This window comes from Chroococcidiopsis cubana SAG 39.79, assembly GCF_003991895.1.
Lineage (GTDB): Bacteria > Cyanobacteriota > Cyanobacteriia > Cyanobacteriales > Chroococcidiopsidaceae > Chroococcidiopsis > Chroococcidiopsis thermalis.
The window spans coordinates 1-21326 of record NZ_RSCK01000067.1 but is presented as its reverse complement, the minus strand read 5'-3'; the positions used below and the strand labels follow the sequence as shown (position 1 = coordinate 21326).

The window sequence follows — 21326 nt, the reverse complement described above, 5'->3', positions numbered from 1 at the left end:
TCCGCCCGGTTGTTCAAGCCCTTGTGCTGTCGATGCTCTACCCGCTTCATCAGCTGTTTCTTTGCCGCTGCGTAACTCTTGAGTTGGTCAGTCACAATGACGCGGGGCACGAAACCTTGTTTCTTCAACAGTTTGCGAAAAAAGGTTGTGTCGCAAAAATGATAAGGTGAGGAGGTTAATTTTCTCTGACCTCAGTCTAAATGACATCCCAATCTTTGTTTAGATGGCGACACTTTCTACCAGAGATCATCTTGTTAAATGTGCGGTGGTACTGCCGCTATTCCTTAAGCTATCGAGATTTGGAAGAAATGATGGCGGAGCGAGGGATCGAGGTGGATCATTCCACAATCAATCGTTGGGGATTAAAATTCGCGCCCGAACTCGACAAACGACTTGGTCATGCCCTACAAAAGTGTGGGATAAATAGCGATGTTATTCCAAGTCCAAGCACGATCGGTTAAATCTGCTCGCTGCGCGGCTGTAGTTCCTAAACAGGAGTGTTGCCAAATCCAGTTGAAGTAGCTAATTACAAGTCTGAGAGTAACATTCGTCTGCTGCCATACTTTACCAAATTTGTTCTGTCGTCGATGCGGTCCGTCCGGTTTGCTGGCGTAGGATGCCGTTGGTGCGCTCTAACCTTTGCGTTAGGGTCTTGCTAATGTAGTGCTCAACTTCATTTGGCAGCACACGCTGGTAGCTTTCCCAGCCATCTGTGCCCCATTCTTGGCACTCAGTCTTGCCTTGAGTACTGGTAACTAACTCTTGCGCTAACTCGTCAGTATGCTTGCCTACACGACCTGTGAGAATCAAACCACTCAACTGTGCCAAACTTAAGGCTATCCAGCAATCTCCAGCCTCTAGTTCCTCTGGCAGGCAGTGTTTTTGTTTTTTTCGACGAACGACCACAATTCATCCGCAGCAATCGCATCCGTATCGACATTTTGTACTTCGGCATTGTGTACGAGCTGCGCTTTTTCTGCTGCTGCTTGAATAATGCTGACTACTGTGTCGTAGGCTAACCCACTGATACGGCTAATGCCCCGCAGGCTGCTTCCTTCTGCGTGAGATTGCAGCACAATCCGGATCTCTTCTTCACTCACTTGGCGGCGATAGTAGAGCGTATCGAAAGTTTCGGTAAAAGTTTGGCGGCATTTTAGGCAGAAGTAGCGCTATCGCGCCTTTACTCGTCTTTCCATGTTTATGGGGTCTCTCATAATCGCACAGAGGACATTTCATAGCACTGCTATTGATCGACTACAACTTTGTTCAGTCTAGCAGCCCCACACTTCCACCTCGCATGACCGTCTTTAGTAGGTAAGAAGGAGTAGAGTACAAAACTTTTCTTGGGAGGTTCATCACGTATTTGTTAGTAGTTTACTTCTTTTCATAGATTGACGTAGCCTGAGAAACTTTACAGACTTTCTTTGTCATCTAGCTGACACAATCCGGACTTTCTTTGTCATCTAGCTGACACAATTAAGTTCCAGTTGAATAATACTGGATTAGGCTATGTTCGTAAACTCGTAACTAGAAGCGAATAGCACCAATTAGCGGCATTGCCAAAAGTTATTAGCTACTTTTCTTAACGAATTGCTATACTTTAACAACGCCCCTGAAGAGCGGATTCACGACGCTAAATACAGGTATGCTTTGGTAGAGGCTGTGCTGAGGGCGATCGCCATCTATTGTATTGTCCAATACAATTTTTTATAACTAAAAAATCTGTCTTCAGTACAGGTAAAACAAGCTGAAAGGATGAAGTTGTAATTTTTAGAATTCTCGATGATGAGAAATGAAAGGGTGCTTTACTACTTACACCAAAAGAGTAAGCATTTATGTTCAGTATTGGAGACTATGTGCTTCATCAAAAGACAGGGCACATTGGTAAAGTGATTGGTTACGGACACGAAATACTCAATGATGTATATACAACAACACTGAAAGTACTGGTGGATTATGCTGAAACTACTGGGAAGCGAGGAGTTGTAGAAGAGGACTTGTATTCAGCCTGGGTTAAGTGGTTAAGTTCATAACACTTATATCTAGAAAGCAAGCAGAAGTGGTAAGTAGTACTGAGGAAGGAGCTATTTGTAGCATCATCCTCAGTCAAACTAACCTTATTTAAACGAATTTACTTAATCGAGCAATCCTATTTGATTCAGAAAATTCAAACTACTTCTTTTGCGATCGCAACTATGCTGGAAATTTTAGATTTGGGAATCAGTGACGAGGAGTATTTACAACTGATTGCTCAAGGTAGAGATGCAGTACAAGAACAGATTTTGATCGTCAACCTCATCCGTGCCGGAGTACCAGCATTAGAAGCCATTCAGGTTGCACCAATGCTGAAAAAGTCCGGTTGTTCGTCTCAGGAAAAAGCCTTAATTCAACAGGTCTGGCAGCGCATTAGAAGCCAATAAGCCAAAAATATTTTTCAAATACTTCGGTTGAGAAAAAAGCTCTTACCTCGTTTGGTAGATTAAATCAAGAATGAAGAGAGCTAAGTATAGAGTCATGAATTAAAAACATTTTCCAGCTAGTTTTATGCAAAGAATCTATGGGAATCTTCAGGATATAAAAACGACTTATATCAAACAACTACAACGATTTTACGAGCAACGGCAACTAGAAAATAAGATAACTAGGCCAGAATTTGCCTCTGAATTGGCTGCAATTAGTAGCCAAATTCATCAGCCGATTTGTTGTTATCTCAATCGGCGCGGACAAGTTATTCGAGTTGCGGTAGGAACGCCAAATCAAACACAAATTCCGCCTGAAGAATTACCCCGCCACAGTAGTGAACGCTTGAGCGGAATTCATTGTGTTGCGACTCAATTGAGATCCCAACCACCTGATGAAGCAGTAGCGATCGCAATGGTACGCCAACGCCTAGATGCTCTTGTCGTGTTAACTGTGGCTGATGGCGCAGTCAAACAAGCTTTTTTAGCGCACCTTATCCCCAATGCACAAACTCCTTGGACAATTTCACCCGAGCTCAGTTTGGATGACCTAACTCAACAAAACTTTGACGATCTAGCTGAGGAATGGGAAAGAGAAATTTCCCAAGCAGGAGGGACATACCTATCTCAAGAAATGGTATCTGACCAAGACAGAGTGCTGCTAGTGGGGGTACAGACCGAGGATCTTTCTCCCCAACGATTTGAAGATGGATTAGAAGAACTGGTGCGTCTGGTAGAAACTGCTGGGGGAGTTGTATTGGACAAACTCAGGCAAAAGCGCAGCCGTCCCCATCCCCAAACAGTTGTCGGACAGGGAAAAGTTGAAGAAATTGCGCTTTTGGCTCAAAAGCTAAGAGCTAATCTGATTGTCTTTGACCGAGATATTTCTGCATCACAAGCCCGCAATCTAGAGCAGGAGATCGGCATCTCAGTTGTAGACCGCACAGAAGTCATTTTAGATATTTTCGCTCAACGCGCTCGCTCCGGTGCGGGAAAATTACAAGTAGAATTGGCACAACTCGAATATATGCTACCTCGCCTGCGCGGTCGCGGGCGGGAGATGTCAAGGCTCGGTGCGGGAATTGGGACGCGAGGACCAGGTGAAACTAGACTTGAAACCGAACGACGAACGATTGGGCGGCGAATTGCCCAGCTACAGCAGGAAGTCAACCAGTTACAAGCCCATCGCGCCCGCATTAGAGAACAGCGACACCAGCAAGAAATTCCGGTTGTGGCATTAGTTGGTTATACCAACGCTGGGAAATCGACTTTGCTCAATGTGCTAACTCATGCGGAGGTTTACACGGCAGACCAACTCTTTGCCACCCTCGACCCCACAACGCGCAAGCTAGTCATTACAGAACCAGAAACTCAACAACGCCGGACAATTTTACTAACAGACACTGTAGGATTTATTCACGAACTACCGCCACCGTTGATGGATGCTTTTCGCGCCACATTAGAGGAAGTCGTTGAGGCAGATGCCTTGATTCATGTGGTAAATTTGTCCCATCCAGCATGGGAAAACCATATTACCAGCGTGCGGGAAATCCTCGACCAAATGCCTCAGATTCCAGCCAAAAGTTTGATTGCTTTTAACAAAATTGATCGCGCGGACAGCGAAACTTTGGCTAAAGCTACACAAGAGTACCCCCAAGCGGTGTTTGTTTCAGCGACCCAACGCTTGGGTTTAGAGACTTTAAAGCTGCGATCGCTGCAACTAATTGAAGAAAGCGTTGAGGCAATTGCACTGGCACAAAATTCACTATAACTAGAGAAAATCAAAATCATATGATACCGACCATCATTGTTCACGGTGGAGCAAAAACCATTTCACAAGATAAGGTTGCAGCCAATAACGCAGGATGCATAGCAGCAGCAGAAGCTGGTTGGATAGTGCTAATTAGTGGCGGTACGGCAACAGAAGCCGTGGAAGCAGCGATCCGAGTTCTGGAAGCTGACCCGACATTTAACGCCAGCCTGGGCGCAACTCTCAACAGCGACGGAGAGGTGGAGCTAGACGCAGCAATTATGGAAGGCTCCTTGAGTTGGGGAGCAGTTGCAGCAGTTCAAGGCATACGTCATCCAATCTCGGTAGCACGGCAGATTATGGATGAAAAACCCAGACTGCTAGTGGCGCGGGGTGCAGAACGCTATGCTGCAGACAACGGAGCCGAAATGTGTAAAAAAGAAGTCTTAATAGCCTCCGAGCAATGGCAGCAGTGGCAGGAGGATCGGAAAGTTCTGGATCGCCCTAACACCGTTGGTTGTGTGGCTTTAGATGCTAGCGGCGTTTTAGCTGCTGGAACCTCAACTGGCGGCACGACGAATCAGCAATCAGGTCGCGTCGGCGATAGTGCGGTTGTTGGTTGTGGCTTGTACGCTGACAATAAACTCGGCGCTTGCTCGACCACAGGTGATGGCGAGTCAATTATTCCAGTGGTTTTAGCTAAAACAGCAATCGATCTTTTGACTGGAGACAGACACCCCGACGAAGCAGCGCAAATGGCAATTGACACTTTAGCATCTAAGATTAAAGGAGAGGCTGGGTGTATTCTCCTAGACCGTCAAGGACGGATGGGCTGGGCGTTTAACTCATCACATATGGCTGGCGCTTATATGACCGTAGGGCAAGACAAAGTAGCTGCCTTTACTGGCAAATAATTCTCCCATTCTCCACAGAATTCGAGGTTGCTTGGAGATTCAGGAGACTCGTTAAGTTTAAACTAGAATTGAATTTCTCGATCGACAACTGCATCCTTATCTGAATGCGGTTTCTGTGAGGGCTGAATAAACTCAATGCACAACTTTGATTATTTTCAAGGAAGTTCTCTTTCCGCGCTGTTGGCTGCTGACATCACAGATGCATCTTATGGATTTATCCTAAATTACCCTGCTACTGCTAGTTGGGCTGCTTACCCCAACCGGAAAAAGTACTTTATCCAAGACGGTAGTAGTGAAGCCAGCAAAACTTCCTTCGACAAGATTTGCCAAAAGGAACCTTGGAAAAATTTGGCTGTTTTAGGTGATGCGATTCCAGGAATTGTCATCATTGAGCCGCCAAAGCCACTGCTAAATTATTGGCAGGAGCATTTTGGCAGCGCTGCCAAAATGGAGTTGATGGACTGCTCGACTTATCTAGACGATCTGAGCAACAGCGATCGCTTTGACAAACTAATTGTTCTATTTCCTTTTGATAATCTCAAACCTGAGAAACATGCCGTCGATCCTGACACCCACTACCGCTTACTGAGCAAAGTATCGTTAGCCTCCCTTGGCGTGCAATGTCCGAAATACTCAAGCTACAATCTGCATGACTTTAGTATTGAAGACATTCAATTACCACAATTTCCCTACTTAATCAAAACATCTTACGGGCTTTCGGGAGAAGGCACTTATATTATTAGAAATGCTAGCGACTTGAAATACTGCTTTGAAGAGATCGGGAAATATCTCGATATTCAACTGTTGGATACAATTATTGTCTCAGAATTTGTCAAGAATGCCGTACAAAACTACTGCGTGCAGTTCTATGTCAACAAAGCGGGAGATATAACACTCATTGGCACTACAACCCAGCTCGTCACAGGGGAGGGAAATTATCTGGGAGGGCTAATTCACTACCGCGAAACTGACATGAGCAAGTTCTTTGAGACGATCGCTAGCATCGGTGAGTATGCTCACCAACAGGGGTATTTTGGCTTTATTGGCTTTGACGTGTTGGAAGATAAAGACGGACAGCTTTATGCGATCGATGCCAATTTCCGCGTCAACGGCTCAACGCCAATGTGCCTGCAACGCAATACCCTATTGAGGCTAGGAAAGGAGGTAGCTAAATATTCTAGTGACTACCGTATGGAAGGAACATTGGAATCGATTTTAGTCAACTTGAAACCTGAATTGGATCGCAAGGATTTTATGATTTTGTCAGCTCTAGAGAAGGTGAAATACGGAAAAATTTACACCGAAATTTATGGAATTGTGACTGGAGAAACACCTGAGGAAATGCAACGTATCGAGCAGCACTTACAGAAGCAGGGATTGCAATTACTCAGTTAAATTGCATTGTGAGCAGCTATACAACCACTGTTCGAGCGGAATCATGCTTCGCTGGAGCGATCGCGATCGTCGCAGGCGCTGCGCGACTCGCAAAACTCTATTGTTGTTTAACTTTTGGAACTTAGGCAGAGCATGCTAAACGAACGAACTGCATCAGCAAATTGTTCGTTGCGCTCCATCAATCCCATATGTCCAGCAGGTTGCAGGATCGCAAGTTCTGCTTTAGGCAGCTCCATGCTCATATGCCTACTGGCTGCGGGAACAGTAGCGATATCAGATTTCCCGACGATCGCCAAAACTGGAATATTGATGTTTGGCAAAGTTGTATTTTCATTGAAGCGCAGCATTGCTAGCATCCCCCTGGCTAGTATGCCTGGTGAACCATGTAGACCTAATAGCGTTGAAAAGTTGAGTTGACCTCGTGTTTCTCTGCCTGTGAAGCCTGAGATCTCCGTAGTGACATGCATCGAGCCATTGAGATAGCTCAACCCACTCATCAACCAAACTAGAGGCGACAAAGCGATTGTCAGATACAGCAGAGGTTCTATCAAAGGCTTTTGCACGGCTTGTAAAAATCTGCTGAAGATAGAAGTCTTGACAGGATTGGTATAGGTAGTATCTACCAAAATTAAACCAGCAACCTGACGATTGAGATACTCTGGGAACAAGCGACAGAATGTAAGTATAATCATGCCACCCATGCTGTGTCCCAACAAAATCGCACGTTTATCTCCTACTAGAGATACAACTGCTTCTAAGTCACGCGCGTATTTTTCAATTGAGTAATCCCGATCTTTTGGCTTGCTAGATTTTCCCAGCCCTGGCAAGTCCCATACAATCAAGCGAAAATGGTTAGCTAGTTGTCGCTTTGCGTAGTACCAGACCGTGCTATTTGGTCCCCAACCATGAATCAAAATAATAGGCTGAGCATCGGCTGAACCATAAAACTCGACTTGAATTTCACTGCCGTCTGGTCGCGATATCCGCTGTACGGTATCGCTACGCATTGCTTTGGGTTCGTCAGTACCAGGACGACGCAGCAGAGAAACCGGAAGAAATCCTACAAACGACCAGGTGGACATTGCTATGCCCAATATTAACCAGGCACGATCGAGTAGTTCTCGATCGTACCATTGATGAATAATGTAAATTCCTCCTAAGAGTAGAGCGATCGAAAAGAGTCCGCTCAGCCATTGAAGCAGGAAATTGAGGGGCGTAAATAGCATAGTCCAGACCGTTTGGATGCTCAAAAATTTAACATTCTAGTTGTATCGATCGCGTCTTCTTAAAGAGTGAAGTACCAGAGCGGAGGAAGTAAGAGGAAGCTGAGAACTATTAGATTCGAGCGCGTGTTGTTGCGGTCATGGTAGCTTTTGTTAAAGAAGCTGCACGAAATAATCCTACCTCTATCTAAGTGTAGATAAATTTTATACTTCATCTTTGTTAGATAGAGTCAGCTGATCGCGCAGGCAGATTCGTTGATGACTTCAATAGGATCGCTCGATAACATTTCTGAGGAAGTCTTTGTTTTTCCAGCATCGTTTGCACAACAACGGCTTTGGTTTCTCGATCGCCTATTTGGCATTGAGCCGAGATCCGTGTAAAAACCTGCAAGATGGTCTGAAAACTCTTGCTAAATCTAGGTTTCATTTATTTATTTTGCTTCAATCATTCCAAAAATCCTGAAAGCGTTTTGGAGATAACTCTGTGTAGCGAACAGTGTGCTGAATGTTTTTATGCCCCAGGTAAGCTTGTATCGCTCTGGTGTCGTGTCCCCTACTTGCCAGGTAAAAACCACAAGCGTGGCGTAACATATGTGGATGTACGCTCAAAGACAATCCAGTTTCAATCCCTGCTCGTTCGATAATGCCTCTAGCTGTGGCAGCAGCCATCGCAGTGCCGCGTTCTGAAACAAACAGGTAGGGAGAATGAGGATATTCCCGTTGTAACTGTCGCACAGCTCTCAGTTCTCTGCCTCGTAGTGGGTGGGTTGAACTGACACCGTGCTTGAGTCGATTAATGTAAATCGTACCACCAGCAAAATCTATCTGCTCCCATCGCAGTGCTACTAACTCAGAGACACGCAGACCGTGACGATATGCCAGTAAGATTAGAGTCGAGTCTCTTAACCCATGTCTGCCAACATGATGGGCAGCTTTAACCATCGCCTCTACTTCATTTGGGAGTAAATGCTCTCGCGTTCGTTTTTCGGAGTTAGAAATTTTTTTGGGTGGAGCAGTACGAGACATATGAAACCAACTTGCCCATAAACGACAATTGGGCGCTACATGGTTAAGTACGGCAGAATCAACTCCTAACACCATTCAGTTTATTAAACTTCCCCATAAAGAGTTGTTTTTGGTAATGTTTTGCTAAGTTTAACTGCGAACCAGAAAGGGACTCCAACAGCAAGTGCTATACCTAACTGGGTAATTTCACCGTTCTCATGCGCTCGTGACCACGATTGAACGTACCGCTTACCCCAGATTCAAACAATATCCAGACCCGAAAGAATTAGCCCAATTTTATACACCAACGGGTGAAGAAATCCAGTTGGTCAAGTCTCGTACTAAAAGCCATGAAGGATTTTTCAGTTTCATGGTGATGTTGAAATCTTTTCAGAGACTGGGATATTTTCCCCATCCTGAGTGCGTGCCAGAAGCAGTTATCAAGCATTTACGGTCTAGTTTAAAGTTGCAAGATTGGGTAAAAGCGATTCCCTCAGAACGCCAACGTTACACTTACCAAAAAGCGATTCGAGAATATTTGGGAGTCAAACCTTACGATAAAGATGTCCAAAAATTAATCGCTATTCTTGTTGCTGCGGAAGCAGAAGTCAAAGATCATCCCGCCGATTTAATTAACGTGGCGCTATACGGAATTGGTGAAGGAGCGATACGAACTCCCTGCGTTTAGTACCCTAGACCGCTTGATTGGTCATGTCCGTTCGCTCGTCAATAACCGCTTGTTTACGCGAGTAGGAGTTGGACTTTCTACTGCCGAGCAGATTTATTTAGATCGGTTACTGGTAGGAGAAACAGACGAATCAATCGCTACACTTAATTTACTCAAATCTCCACCCAAAAGAACAACGTTGAGTGGCATGAAACTATTACAAAGTAAGTTTGATGCTCTGATGACTTTTGGCGATGCTAAGCGGTTATTATCTGAGATTAACCCTACCAAAGTTAGATATTTCGCCGCCCAAGCCAGAGCAATAGATATATCTGAGTTTCAAGATCTCAAAGAACCTAAGCGCCGGACATTACTGTTATGTCTGCTGTACGAAGCGCAGGTCAAAACCCGCGACTACTTAGTAGAAATGTTTCTCAAACGCATCCTCAAGATTCATAATAATGCCAAACAGCGATTGCAGGAACTACGAGAAAAGCATTTGGCACAAACATCAGAGTTATTGGAGACTTTAGCAGAAGTCTTAACAGCATCGCGCATAAGCATCTGATGATGCAGTGCTGGGACACAAGGTACAATCCATTTTGGACGAGCGTGGCGGTTGGGAGTTACTGCTACACAAATATGAAGAGATTGCTGCCTACAACACCAACAACCATTTGCCTTTATTGTGGCGGTTTTATTCAGCTCATCGGAAAACGCTGTTTAGTTTGGTACGTTCTCTTTCTATTCTTTCAACCTCTGCGGATGAGTCGGTAATTGATGCATTGAAGTTTGTTTTAGATAACGAACAGAAGCGAGGCAAATATTTACCTTTTGAAATTCCTTTAGATTTTCTTAGTCATAACTGGCGAACGCTGGTTATCAAAGAAGTTGAAGGGACTAAAGTTTTAGTCCGCCAACAATTAGAAATTTGTATTCTTTCTTACTTAGCAACTGAACTCAAGACTGGGGATGCTTGTGTTGTTGGTTCGGAAAGCTACGCTGATTTTCGAGAACAATTGCTAACTCTATCAGAATGTGAACCCATGATAGAGTCATATTGCCATCAGTTGGGATTTCCCAGCAATCCAGAAGATTTTGTTGAGTATTTGCGTTCGTGTTTAACACAAGTAGCGATTGAAGTAGATAAGATTTGTGCAGATGGAAAGCAAATCACCATCAATCAGGATGGCGAACCTGTATTGAAGCGGCTGGCATCACCGGATATACCAAAAGAAGTGGAACAACTAGAGGAGAAAATCCGCTCTTTGATGCCGGAGCGTAGTGTTTTAGATATTCTTTGTAATGTCGAGCATTGGCTCAACTGGACGAGACACTTTGGTCCAGTATCGGGCAGCGAACCTAAATTTCACTCCTGTGCCCAACGATACATTTTCACGACTTTTGGCTATGGCTGCAACCTCGGACCCAATCAAACGGCTCGTCATTCTAGGGGTGTGGTCACATCTCACATGATTTCTTATACTAATCGTCGCCATTTCAGTACGTCCAAAATTGAAGCAGCGATCCGAGATATCATCAATGCTTTCAACCGTTTTAGCCTGCCGTCAATTTGGGGAACGGGAAAAAAAGCCGCTGCCGATGGGAGTAAGTTTGAGATTTACGAAAATAATCTACACAGCGAGTACCATATACGTTACGGCGGGTATGGTGGGATTGCCTACCATCACGTTTCTGACAAATACATTGCTTTGTTTACCCACTTCATTACCTGCGGTGTCTGGGAAGCCGTGTATATTTTGGACGGATTGTTGAAAAATCTTTCTGATATTCAACCGGATACTTTATACGCGGATACCCAAGGACAGTCAGCACCTGTATTTGCTATCTCCTACCTTCTTGGAATCAAGTTAATGCCGCGCATTCGCAACTGGAAAGATTGTATTTTCCTGCGCCCCAGTGCGGATGCCACCTACAAATATATTGACCCTTTATTTAAGGGAGTGGTCAATTGGAACCTAATCAAAACTCACTGGCATGACATGATGCGGGTGGTGTTGTCGATTAAGGCAGGTAAGGTCATGCCTTCTACACTCCTACGAAAATTGGGCAGCTACAGTAAGAAAAACCGTCTAACCCTTGCTTTTCAGGAGCTGGGTAAGGTCGTGCGAACAATGTTTCTGCTGGAGTATATCTCTAACGTCAGGATGCGACAGGAAATTAACGCTATCACAAATATTGTCGAGAAGTACCATCACTTCCTGGATTGGGTGTTTTTTGGCAAGGATGGTGCAATTACTGAAAACGATCCGATTGAGCAAGAAAAGCGATTTAAATATCTCGACTTGGTAGCAAGTGCCGTGATCTTACAGAATACGGTAGATATGTCGCGCTTCGATTCAGACATTAATGGCACAAGGTGAGACAGTAAATCATCGACAGCTCAAAGCTTTGAGTCCTTATGTGACAAGACATCTCAAGCGGTATGGGGATTATGTGGTGAATTTGCAGAACATTCCACAGCCGTTGGAGGCAGCGATTCATCTCCCACCAGAAATCTTTGAAGCTCAGTGATAACAAGGGTTTTCAGATCATCTTGCCGGTTTTTACACGGATCTCGGCGTGCGACTCGTTTCTGCCCAAAGTCAAACCTGCCAAGGTTATGAAATAAGGCAGAGTCAATGGTTCAGAACCTTGACAACTCAACTTCTGTGTGGTGAGTCCAATTAGGACAATTCCATCTCCCCTGGTGCTGGGGTAACAGCGTATCCCTCATGCGTGCGACTGACTATCAACTGTGTGAAGCAGGGATAAAAGGCGGTAACTCTAAACCCGTTAGGGAACTCCGTCGAGCCTAGCTGTATATGGCTAACTTGAAGTGAATCCACGTTTGAACCATCGTCAACGTGAACAAGCCCAGACGGGTTAACGGGCTTGCCCAAAATGGGAAAGGATAAAAGAGACAGGCGGTTGCCGAGCCGACCTAGTAGCACTCTCACTAAAACCCGGTGGAAAGTGGAAGCCTAAGTACAGCGAAAAACGGAAGTTGGGAACGAGATAACCCTCACAGGTACTCTCTGAATCGGTCGATACCAGAGTAGGGAGTCACCCGGATGTCCTGAGAGGGAAGGATTGCCTCAGAAGCCAACGGCTTGGGGAAAGCCCAAGCATATGCAGACGGAGGCACAACAACCTGGAAAGTAGAGTTGTTAGTAGCAATTAAACGTCATGAGCGAGTTAAAGACTACGTATGAATGGAGTACTATCCCCTGGCGCAAACTGGAGCGGAAGGTATTTAAGTTGCAAAAACAAATCTACCGAGCCGCTTGTTGTGGCAAACGAGCAAAAGTTCGCTCTCTTCAACGACTCCTAATTAAATCTTGGGCAGCAAGAACACTAGCAACGCGACGAGTTAGTCAAGACAATTCCGGCAAGAAAACAGCAGGGATAGACGGCTTAAAGTCTCTAACCCCAAAACAACGGCTGGTTCTGGTCGAAAGTCTAAAGCGACACCAAGGTAAATCTACACCTACTCGTCGCGTTTGGATTCCCAAACCAGGTTCATCAGAGGAAAAAAGACCCCTGAATATCCCTATCATCTTTGATAGAGCTAAACAAACTCTATTCAAAATGGCACTAGAACCAGAATGGGAGGCGAAATTCGAGCCAAACAGTTACGGATTTCGCAGTGGGCGCTCTTGCCACGACGCGATTGGAGCAATCTATCTCAGTATCTGTCACCAACCTAAGTGGGTATTGGATACAGATATTTCAAAATGCTTCGATCAAATCGCGCATCAACCGCTGGTAAAGAAACTTAACACTAGCCCATTCATCGCCCGACAAATTCGGGGATGGCTAAAGGCTGGAGTGATGGACAACTTCAATTACTTTGAAACGTCACAAGGCGTTCCGCAGGGTGGTTGTCTGTCCCCCCTACTGGCAAATGTGGCACTACATGGTATGGAAAAGCATATCACCTGCACCTGTAAAGGTGCTAAGGTAATTCGCTATGCCGACGACCTAGTGGTGATTCATCATAGTCACAAGGTAATCCAGCAGGCTCAACAAGTTCTTTCCCAGTGGTTGCAGAAGATAGGATTGGAATTGAAACCCAACAAAACCCGAATCTGCCATACCCTTAACTCGGTTGATGGACAAGTCGGGTTTGATTTTCTTGGCTTCCACGTTCGTACCTATGAGGCGAGCAAGTACAAGTCAGGGAAATCCATGAAGGGTTTCAAAACTATTATCCAACCAAGTGCCGCAGCAATTAAGCGACAATCCCAAAAATTAGGAGAGGTGATGAAAAATCACTCAGCAGCACCCCAAGCTGCTTTGATAGACCACCTCAACCCGATTATTCGTGGTTGGTCAGCTTACTACTCTTCCCAATGCAGCAAAGAAGCCTATTCGCATTTAGACTTCCTGCTGTATCAAAAGCTGCGAGCTTGGGCAAAACGTCGCCATCCAAATAAAACCGGACATTGGATTGCTAGTCATTATTGGCTGGTCAATAGTGGTGGTGGTTGGGTCTTTGCTTCTAAACAAGACAATAAACTGCCACGACTTGTGAGGCATAACGAAACTCCAATTGTGCGACATATTAAAGTTCAAGGTTGTCGTAGTCCGTTTGATGGTGACTGGAGTTATTGGGCTAAGAGAATGGGTAAACACCCTGAGTTACCCTCTCAAATTACCAAGCTGTTGAAGCAACAAAAAGGTAAATGCCATGAGTGCGGACTCCATTTTCAGCTAAGTGACCTGATGGAAGTCCACCATCTGGACGGTAATCACAATCACAACAAATGGGGTAACTTGGCTTTACTTCACCAACATTGCCACGACCAAGTTCATCAAGGTATGCATGACAAGCACCAGGTTGCTGAGGAGCCGGATGAATCTAACGGTTCACGTCCGGTTTTGCAGACGAGTCGGAGGGGTGACTCTCCGGCTTAGTTTAACTCAATGCCCATACAAGCCGATCCAAAAGCTGCTATGTCTTTTGCGTGTTCTACCTTTTTCTTGCGGACGACAGACATAAGGTTGCTGCCTTTGTAATCGAGTTCTTTGCCCTTGCAACCATGCAGAAGTCAAAGATATAGCAATGAACAAAATTAATCGCACAAGTCTATCAGGTGAAGCTTTTGACCCTTCCAGATTGTAACCGCCACTCTTACAATCACGGAACATGGCTTCAATTCCAACCCTTTGACTATAGATCTGAATTGCAGTTTTTAAATCAGGTAAATTAGTTAATAAATACCAAGCCTCAACAAGCTTGCTTACCGCGATACTTTCTTTTCCAGTACACAGCTAAATTGAAGCGACCCTTTCCTACTTTTTGAGTTAGATTGATATCGGTCGTGAATTGCCGGATTCCTGGATGAATAGGAATACTATTTAACGGTTGAAATGAGTGTCTTTTTTCACGAAACGTAGTGTTCTGTTTTTGGCGTAGCACAAAGCTAACATTCTCTCCGTGCAACCAACTTGCAAGTTCTACGCTATGAAACTCTCTATCGCCAACCACAACTAATTTATACTTCTTTAACAACCGAATTACCGGACGTAATACTTTTTGTTGTTCTACTAAATTACTGCTTCCTGCTTTCTCCAATAAGCACCAATATATTGGAAATCCTCTTTTTTGGTAAATCGCACTGACCATCAATACATTATTTTCTTTCCACTGCGTCCTATCTATTGCAATAATTAGTTGTGAACCAGCTTTTACTTTTTGACTGAGAACTTCTTCAATAATCGGAAACCATAACAGTACTACACTCAAAGCATTCAGGCTGAGAAACCGTTGCAAATGCCGCCGGCGGCTGTTCTGTTGTATTGGTAACGGTAGCGTCGCCGCTAGCCTTTCTATCCTCACTTGCTTTTGATGCTGTAGTAGCCATACCAGCATTTTTAGGGTAATTAGTTGTGATTGTGTCAGGTATTTCTGTAGCAATGTTTGATAAAATGTCGCTTCTCATTTTTGATTACGGTCTTGTTAATCTACGAGACCGTTCTTTTTTACCATAAATCCCGTTCGATTTCCTCTCAAGAAAGTCTGTTGTCAATAAGCAGAGGATTTTTCCAGGAGGCGGCAAATGGCTAAGCCTTTGGCAGTAAAGGGTTTCGGACACTTGTCGCCCCCTGAAGACGAGCAGCCACGCCACCAACGGGGAAGACCAACCGCGCAGCGGCAACGCAGCCAGAGGGGAACCGCAGAGGACCGAACCGCGCAGGATACTTGACTTTTCGCGCGCTGCTATGTAACTTTCTTCTTCAAGCAGCGCAAAGCCAGAGGGGAACCGCAGAGGACAGAAGCAACAGCCGCGCAGCGGAACCGCAGAGGACGGAGACAGCGACCGCGAGACAACCCTTACCTCTCTTCTTTTTTTCTCTCTCTTCTCTCTTCTCGCACGGCGTGGAGCGAAGCGGAGCGCGGTGCCATTGCGGAGCAAAGACCCCAAGAAAAGAGCATACACGCAGCGAAGCGTAGTGTAAAATGCCTTTTTTGGTCTTTGCGTAGCACTCCTTCGGTTCGCAGCGAAGCGTAGAACGGAAGGGTAAATAAACGCGCGAAGCGCAACAGCTTAGATCTGAGAGCTTCAAACCAAATCGCAAGATCTTTATGGCGATCTCCACGCGCGAACTGCAACAACTTCTTTTGTTTAATGTTGCGAGCGCGGATCTATCAGAATTGGGATCTATATCTCTCATCAAGCGTTAAGCGGGGAAACGTAGGCTCTAGCTCCCAATCGATCGCATAGCCCCTCACCCGTTGGGAACCGCCGCCCGAAGCCAGCGATGCTGTCTTCCGGCTGTCCCCGACTCTAGCGCCGCGTTCCCTTCGGTCACGCCGCGCATCGGAAATACTTGTCCAGCCGAAGGCGTGGATATCCAGTTTACAGGCGGACAAGACTGCGATCGCTAATATTAATTCATCTCGCTTGACATCTTGTTCGCAAAACGAGAACATAGAGATATATAAAAAACTTTATTGATTTAAATACCTATTTTTAAACTTACTTTTATGCACGTTATTAGCCGAAGAACACTTTTGGAATTTGCCCAGAAACACGCTGATGCTTTGACTCCGCTTGATGAATGGTATAGGGTTGCGAATACTGCACAGTGGAAAAGTCTAGTTGAGGTGAGACAATTTTATCCAAGTGCCGACGCTGTAGGAAACTTTACGGTTTTTAACATCAAGGGCAATGATTATCGACTTGTCGTACACATTGATTATCGAAGACAGATAGCTTACATCAAATATGTTTTGACCCACGCTGAATATGATAAGGAGAAATGGAAAGATGACCCTTACTTTTGATAAAAATGTTTATGGCTCCCTGCTGGTAGAATTTCAGCCAAAAGTAGTGGAGACTGAGGAAGAAAATGAGAAGTATTTGGAGATTATTGAAAAGTTAATGGCGGAAAAAAACCGCACTCCAGAACAGGATACTCTCTTGGATCTTTTGGTAACTTTGGTTGAAAAGTTTGAGGACGAACACTATCAACTTGGTGGATCGACTCCACAATCCATTCTCTTGCACTTGATGGAAGCAAGGGATTTGAGGCAAGAGGATTTAATCGGTGTGATTGGTTCTAGGGGAGTGGTTTCTGAAGTGGTCAATGGTAAACGGAGTATTAGTAAAGCTCAAGCTAAGGCTTTGGGGGAATTCTTTCATGTATCCCCTGAATTGTTTATTTGATGCATCTGATGTTGTCCACTGGGCATATTGATGGACGTATCTAGTACTTGGTGGAGCGCAGAGAATAGTACAAGCAATCAGATCTAACATTAATCGCCCACATTTACGTCAATGAGAACGGATAGAGCAGTTTGGGCAAAGGTTGCGCCTTCTGGTGATTGTTCAATCGTTGCCATCAAGCTTGCGCCACCAATGAGCAGCAAATACTGCCGCGAAAAAAAGTCTGGGTTTTTGACCCCTGCCTCTGCTGCTAATTGCATAATGATTTGGCGAATGGACTCGCGTAAATCGATGGAAACCTGATGAGCTTTGTGGGAAGCATCTGCAATTTCTAGAACAGCATTGATGAAGGGGCAGCCCCGAAAATTGGGACTCGCGTACCAGTCTCGCAGCACGTCAAAGGTAGACAATAAACGCTCTTTAGCTGTATTGCCACGCTCAGATACAGCTGTCTCAAACCAGTCTATCCACTGAGCAGCACGATACTGCATGACGGCTTCGATTAATAAGTCTTTTGACGGAAACCATCGATAGAGCGTCCGTTTAGCAACCCCAGATTCCGCAATCACTTCATTAATACCCACATGCTGAATGCCTTTGTGGTAGAACAGTTCAGACGCAGTTTCGAGAATTTGTTGTCGAGCGTGACTAGATTCAGTACTCATAGTGAGTAGACAAGTTTGTCTCCTTTAGCCTACAATAACATTTCAATTAGGTAGACAACTCTGTCTACCACGTACTTTTGGAGGCAACTGTCAATGGATTTCCCCATCTACACCATCGATACCGCTCCTGAAGCGTCCAAAGCCGCATTAGCTCAGGTGGAGGCAACATTTGGCTTTATTCCGAATCTAGAAGGAGTTTTTGCCCAAGCGCCATCTCTCTTAAAAGGCTCGATGGCACTGTGGAACTTATTTGAAGCCACCAGTTTCACGTCTGTCGAGCAGCAAGTCATCTACCTGACCGCAAATTATGAACACGAATGTCATTACTGCATGGCGGCTCATTCTGGTTTAGCAAAGACGATCGGCATGGCGGCTGACGATATTCAGGCACTGCGGAACGGAATACCGTTGGGCGATCCAAAATTACAAGCATTGCGGCAGTTCACCCAACGCATGATTCAAGCGCGGGGTTGGTTGGAGGAGCCTGAGATTGAAGCATTTTTAGCAGCAGGTTATAGCCAACAGCAAGTGTTGGAAGTCATTCTAGGAATTGCAATTAAAATCATGCACAATTACACAAACCATATTGCCAAAACGCCACTCGACAAACCGTTTCAACCTCATGTTTGGTCAAAGCCTGCGGTCGCAGTGTAGGTTGCATTCAAGCTAGCTAGAGCGATCGTTGCGTTTGGTTATCGTCTGCAATTGCCTTTTATTTTTTTCTTCAGCAAAAGTAATATTGTCATTGCATCGTGCGCCAACTACAACCACTGAAAATACTTACAGTCAGAGACGCGATCGCCTTCTCATTAGTCGAATATTTACATCTGCGGAGTTTAAACACAAGAGTAATAGTGCTATCGCACTAACTATTGTCTGTAGGAAAAGCAGCTGTAATAAAACTGCAATTATCATGAGGAACTACTCAGGGCATCACACTCAGACGCATCTTTACCTATCTTGGTTGCTCCCAGTATTGTCATCACCACAACGCACTTCTGTTTGCTGGTATCAGTTGCACTCAAGTTGATTCTGTAGGGGATGACATCCTCATTCTTCACAGCGCCGCGATAGTCAAACTGAATCATGGTTGCTGGATAGGTCACGGTGACGGTGGGATCGACATCTTGAATTGTTGTTGGTGGAGATTTTGTAAGTTTGTCCTTCTTAGCCTCTGACTGAGCGCCCATGACTTCCCAGTACACCCTATCGGCAGCTTTACTCAACTTCTGCTGCTGGACGAAGGCAGCCCAGGAGGGAGCAGCGAACGCGGCTAAAATCCCAACGATAATGACAACAACTAAAGTCTCAATTAGAGTAAAACCCTCTAGATTCAGCTTTCTATCTTTCATCTGCGTGCCTTTCTATAGTCCCAAGGTTTTTCATAGTTGCCAGCCCACACGCCGACATGATTAGATTTAGCGATCTCCTCTGCCGAAACAATTGCATTGCGACTGGGACAGTTGCCTGAATACTTGGCGTAATGGTACGCAAGACCAGCCTTTGCCTGTTCCTCGTTGAGAAACTTGTCCTTACCACCGACAGAAGTGAAGATCTCGGCTACTTTCCTGCCATAGCGATCGCTTTCAATTATCGATACCTGCACTTCTCCATGTGCTTCGTCAATCAGCCGCCGTAGGTTGGCTTTTGATTCTTTGCCTAAAGGCTGGAACTTTTCTGGTGCATCAATGCCACAGAACCGAAGTTTCTCTTTGCGATTGCCCTGTACTACCGTAATCGTGTCACCGTCTGCGACTTTGACGACCTGCCAGCTTTCATCCGATGACTCGATCGCACTTTCGCGGCGTAGTTTGGGAATCAGGACAAATAGAGCGATCGCTAACATTGGCAGCACAAAGATCCATCGCTTCATCGCTTTTTACTCCCCTGCTCTTTCGCTTGGGTTCCCCACTCGCAAACTTTCCCATCGCGATCGCCGTCTAGCCCTTCCGTCCCTGGATCTCTCCTATCAAAAGCTGCTTGGGCTTCCTCCCTAGATTGAAAACAGGAGCATTGCAGCCGTACACCACAGAGACTATTGAGATTGACCATTTGCCCCAGGCGAAGTTCTAGATAACAAAGGGGTTCCCAAGTGTGCGGTTGTGGCGGCGGAATGAAGTTCATCGTTTGTTCTTATTTTGCTGAGAAACTTTATTCAACTTTTTGTAATTTGCTCCGTATCTACAGCGATGCAAGTACAAATGTTTTATGCCAATTTAGTAGAGGCAGCCACAGAACGGAGTTGCAATGAGTGCCGTGGCTGATCCTCTAATATATTCTTCCCAAAGATTTTAGATTTGCACTCATGAACGCTAAAAAAGTTTCTGCTATTATTGCTGCTCTCGGTACGCTGACTATTGGTATTCTGCCAGCATCCGCTGAGGTGGTTGCCACGAAGACTGCTGACGGTGGCATTGTGGTATCGGGACTAACCGATTACAGCTCCTACACGATTGAATACAGCGGCGCTCCCAAAATAAGGAGAGCCTCCGCTAATGCCTGCGGTGTAATCGCCTTATCTGATTCTGAATCATACCCAATTGACTCTTCTTCTTCTTTCACTAGAGGGGGGACAAGCTATACAATGGCTAGTCTGACAGTCGGTGCAGCTCCCAAATGCAGTGATGGTAACTTAGCTGCTACTCCTCCCGCATCGGTTTTTAAAGATAGTAACGGCAACGTGTATATCACGGGGCTGACCGCTTACTCTAATACCGAAATTACTTACAACAGCGTTCCCTCCACTCGCAGAGCCAAGGCGAATGCATGTGGAATCGTCGCTCTGAGGAATGATGCCAACTATCCGCTCTCCAGCTCTCCTGTCATGGTCAAGTCTGAAGCTGGCTCTGAAGTGAGTAACTTTACGCCTAATAGCTTGACTACAAGCGATTCACCCATCTGTGTCAAGGGCAAAACATATTTTCCTGAAGGCTGGTCTATGGGCAGCTGAAATTCCAAAGGGGGTGGGAGACAGAATCGCGACGACAGAGGGCAGGGAACAGAAAATAGGAAGCAGAAAACAGGAGGTAGAGGACAGAACGGAAGATGAAGATTGGAGAAAAAATTCAACCAGCCTCCAGTGTTCTTTTGTATCTCCCTCGTCTCCCTTGTGTCTCCTGTCCCCTTCTGGGGTGACAAACTAATTAGAGATGAAAGCCCTGCATCACAGGGAGGTTTAAAGTAGCCTCCCTTTTATTTCAGCTATTGTCCCTGCCTACAACGATCGCGATCGCCTGCTCAAATATCTCAAAGCTTTGTAGCACCAAACATATCTATACAACTCCTATGGGGTAATTGTTATCGAGTGCAACTCAACTGCACCAAGCAGTCTAACGCCTTACTACTCAACTAGCCGCCTCCTCCATCTGTGCTAAAATCCCTCCAGTAATTGATGAGCAGGTAATGATGGGTGAAGGCTGGCTGCTTCCAGGCGGGATTAGAAGTTGGGTAAGTTACCGCAGTATCCTCAGCATCGGTAGTGCTGGAAGTATCCTTAGGCGGTTTCTATCAAACAGAATACCAGTTGAGCTAAGATGCAATTATGCGCTCAACCTTGTAGGAGCAAAGCCTTG

At 45.3% G+C, this 21326-nt stretch carries 21 protein-coding genes and 4 pseudogenes; 14 read left to right on the top strand and 11 right to left on the bottom strand.

Annotated elements, in window-relative coordinates; translation table 11 throughout:
• A pseudogene (locus tag DSM107010_RS41540) lies at nucleotides 1-134 on the bottom strand (IS6 family transposase); the annotation flags it as partial.
• Between the two features lie 66 nt (nucleotides 135-200).
• On the opposite strand from DSM107010_RS41540, the pseudogene DSM107010_RS27055 reads away from it, so the two are divergent.
• Nucleotides 201-392, top strand: a pseudogene (locus DSM107010_RS27055) (IS6 family transposase); the annotation flags it as partial.
• A 12-nt stretch (nucleotides 393-404) separates the two neighbouring features.
• Here DSM107010_RS27055 and DSM107010_RS27050 read toward each other — a convergent pair.
• Nucleotides 405-1236, bottom strand: a pseudogene (locus tag DSM107010_RS27050) (IS1 family transposase).
• A gap of 599 nt (nucleotides 1237-1835) precedes the next feature.
• Here DSM107010_RS27050 and DSM107010_RS27045 point away from each other — a divergent pair.
• The 5 genes from DSM107010_RS27045 (at nucleotide 1836) to DSM107010_RS27025 (ending at nucleotide 6518) form a co-directional block, all read left to right on the top strand.
• A complete protein-coding gene (locus DSM107010_RS27045; RefSeq protein ID WP_106168558.1) occupies nucleotides 1836-2033 on the top strand; it encodes a hypothetical protein in 198 nt (65 codons plus the stop codon).
• A gap of 120 nt (nucleotides 2034-2153) precedes the next feature.
• Complete coding sequence (locus DSM107010_RS27040) at nucleotides 2154-2420, top strand: hypothetical protein (protein ID WP_241994359.1); 267 nt, start codon at nucleotides 2154-2156, stop codon at nucleotides 2418-2420.
• 124 nt (nucleotides 2421-2544) lie between these two features.
• Entirely contained in the window at nucleotides 2545-4230 is a 1686-nt protein-coding gene (hflX, locus tag DSM107010_RS27035) for a GTPase HflX (RefSeq protein ID WP_106168557.1), read from the top strand.
• Between the two features lie 20 nt (nucleotides 4231-4250).
• Nucleotides 4251-5123, top strand: a complete 873-nt coding sequence (locus DSM107010_RS27030) for an isoaspartyl peptidase/L-asparaginase family protein (protein ID WP_106168556.1) — start codon at nucleotides 4251-4253, stop codon at nucleotides 5121-5123.
• 126 nt (nucleotides 5124-5249) lie between these two features.
• Nucleotides 5250-6518, top strand: coding sequence for an ATP-grasp domain-containing protein (locus DSM107010_RS27025; RefSeq protein WP_106168555.1), 1269 nt, complete (start codon nucleotides 5250-5252; stop codon nucleotides 6516-6518).
• Nucleotides 6519-6625: 107 nt separating this feature from the next.
• Here DSM107010_RS27025 and DSM107010_RS27020 read toward each other — a convergent pair whose 3' ends face one another.
• Entirely contained in the window at nucleotides 6626-7744 is a 1119-nt protein-coding gene (locus tag DSM107010_RS27020; protein WP_106168554.1) for an alpha/beta fold hydrolase, read from the bottom strand.
• A 255-nt stretch (nucleotides 7745-7999) separates the two neighbouring features.
• Here DSM107010_RS27020 and DSM107010_RS42460 point away from each other — a divergent pair, with 255 nt between their 5' ends.
• On the top strand, nucleotides 8000-8122 hold the full coding sequence (locus DSM107010_RS42460; protein ID WP_258183933.1) for a hypothetical protein: 123 nt from the start codon (nucleotides 8000-8002) through the stop codon (nucleotides 8120-8122).
• A gap of 60 nt (nucleotides 8123-8182) precedes the next feature.
• Here the strand turns inward: DSM107010_RS42460 and DSM107010_RS27015 are convergent, their stop codons facing one another.
• Entirely contained in the window at nucleotides 8183-8767 is a 585-nt protein-coding gene (locus tag DSM107010_RS27015) for a tyrosine-type recombinase/integrase (protein ID WP_106168559.1), read from the bottom strand.
• A 205-nt stretch (nucleotides 8768-8972) separates the two neighbouring features.
• On the opposite strand from DSM107010_RS27015, the pseudogene DSM107010_RS43145 reads away from it, so the two are divergent.
• Nucleotides 8973-11948 (top strand): annotated as a pseudogene (locus DSM107010_RS43145) (Tn3 family transposase).
• Nucleotides 11949-12602: 654 nt separating this feature from the next.
• Nucleotides 12603-14333, top strand: a complete 1731-nt coding sequence (gene ltrA / locus DSM107010_RS27005; protein WP_106168138.1) for a group II intron reverse transcriptase/maturase — start codon at nucleotides 12603-12605, stop codon at nucleotides 14331-14333.
• Nucleotides 14334-14339: 6 nt separating this feature from the next.
• Here ltrA and DSM107010_RS27000 read toward each other — a convergent pair whose 3' ends face one another.
• Together DSM107010_RS27000 and DSM107010_RS26995 are read right to left on the bottom strand one after the other, a co-directional pair.
• Nucleotides 14340-14567 carry a hypothetical protein gene (locus tag DSM107010_RS27000; RefSeq protein WP_127024332.1) on the bottom strand — a complete coding sequence of 76 codons (228 nt, stop codon included), beginning with the start codon at nucleotides 14565-14567 and terminating at the stop codon, nucleotides 14340-14342.
• A gap of 79 nt (nucleotides 14568-14646) precedes the next feature.
• Entirely contained in the window at nucleotides 14647-15291 is a 645-nt protein-coding gene (locus DSM107010_RS26995; protein WP_106168139.1) for a transposase, read from the bottom strand.
• A gap of 187 nt (nucleotides 15292-15478) precedes the next feature.
• Between DSM107010_RS26995 and DSM107010_RS38765 the strand changes: the two genes are divergently transcribed.
• A complete protein-coding gene (locus tag DSM107010_RS38765; protein ID WP_158631871.1) occupies nucleotides 15479-15625 on the top strand; it encodes a hypothetical protein in 147 nt (48 codons plus the stop codon).
• A 443-nt stretch (nucleotides 15626-16068) separates the two neighbouring features.
• Here DSM107010_RS38765 and DSM107010_RS26990 read toward each other — a convergent pair whose 3' ends face one another.
• Nucleotides 16069-16353 carry a hypothetical protein gene (locus DSM107010_RS26990; protein ID WP_106168140.1) on the bottom strand — a complete coding sequence of 95 codons (285 nt, stop codon included), beginning with the start codon at nucleotides 16351-16353 and terminating at the stop codon, nucleotides 16069-16071.
• Between the two features lie 54 nt (nucleotides 16354-16407).
• Here DSM107010_RS26990 and DSM107010_RS26985 point away from each other — a divergent pair, with 54 nt between their 5' ends.
• Both DSM107010_RS26985 and DSM107010_RS26980 read left to right on the top strand, forming a co-directional pair.
• Complete coding sequence (locus DSM107010_RS26985; RefSeq protein WP_106168141.1) at nucleotides 16408-16707, top strand: type II toxin-antitoxin system HigB family toxin; 300 nt, start codon at nucleotides 16408-16410, stop codon at nucleotides 16705-16707.
• Nucleotides 16691-17089 (top strand): helix-turn-helix domain-containing protein, encoded by a 399-nt coding sequence (locus tag DSM107010_RS26980; RefSeq protein ID WP_106168142.1) that lies wholly within the window; start codon nucleotides 16691-16693, stop codon nucleotides 17087-17089. The genes DSM107010_RS26985 and DSM107010_RS26980 overlap by 17 nt, the downstream gene beginning before the upstream one ends.
• An 89-nt stretch (nucleotides 17090-17178) precedes the next feature.
• Here the strand turns inward: DSM107010_RS26980 and DSM107010_RS26975 are convergent, their stop codons facing one another.
• On the bottom strand, nucleotides 17179-17754 hold the full coding sequence (locus DSM107010_RS26975; RefSeq protein ID WP_106168143.1) for a TetR/AcrR family transcriptional regulator: 576 nt from the start codon (nucleotides 17752-17754) through the stop codon (nucleotides 17179-17181).
• A 93-nt stretch (nucleotides 17755-17847) separates the two neighbouring features.
• Between DSM107010_RS26975 and DSM107010_RS26970 the strand changes: the two genes are divergently transcribed.
• On the top strand, nucleotides 17848-18408 hold the full coding sequence (locus DSM107010_RS26970) for a carboxymuconolactone decarboxylase family protein (protein WP_106168144.1): 561 nt from the start codon (nucleotides 17848-17850) through the stop codon (nucleotides 18406-18408).
• A 257-nt stretch (nucleotides 18409-18665) separates the two neighbouring features.
• Here the strand turns inward: DSM107010_RS26970 and DSM107010_RS26965 are convergent, their stop codons facing one another.
• From DSM107010_RS26965 to DSM107010_RS26955, 3 genes are read right to left on the bottom strand one after another with little or no spacing between them, the layout of a single operon-like run.
• Nucleotides 18666-19106 carry a pilus assembly FimT family protein gene (locus DSM107010_RS26965; RefSeq protein WP_106168145.1) on the bottom strand — a complete coding sequence of 147 codons (441 nt, stop codon included), beginning with the start codon at nucleotides 19104-19106 and terminating at the stop codon, nucleotides 18666-18668.
• Entirely contained in the window at nucleotides 19103-19627 is a 525-nt protein-coding gene (locus DSM107010_RS26960; RefSeq protein WP_199755771.1) for a thermonuclease family protein, read from the bottom strand. Before DSM107010_RS26960 ends, DSM107010_RS26965 begins: the two co-directional genes overlap by 4 nt.
• On the bottom strand, nucleotides 19624-19878 hold the full coding sequence (locus DSM107010_RS26955) for a hypothetical protein (RefSeq protein ID WP_106168146.1): 255 nt from the start codon (nucleotides 19876-19878) through the stop codon (nucleotides 19624-19626). The genes DSM107010_RS26960 and DSM107010_RS26955 overlap by 4 nt, the downstream gene beginning before the upstream one ends.
• A 181-nt stretch (nucleotides 19879-20059) precedes the next feature.
• Here DSM107010_RS26955 and DSM107010_RS26950 point away from each other — a divergent pair, with 181 nt between their 5' ends.
• Nucleotides 20060-20704 carry a hypothetical protein gene (locus DSM107010_RS26950; protein ID WP_106168147.1) on the top strand — a complete coding sequence of 215 codons (645 nt, stop codon included), beginning with the start codon at nucleotides 20060-20062 and terminating at the stop codon, nucleotides 20702-20704.
• The last annotated feature ends 622 nt before the right edge of the window (nucleotides 20705-21326 follow it).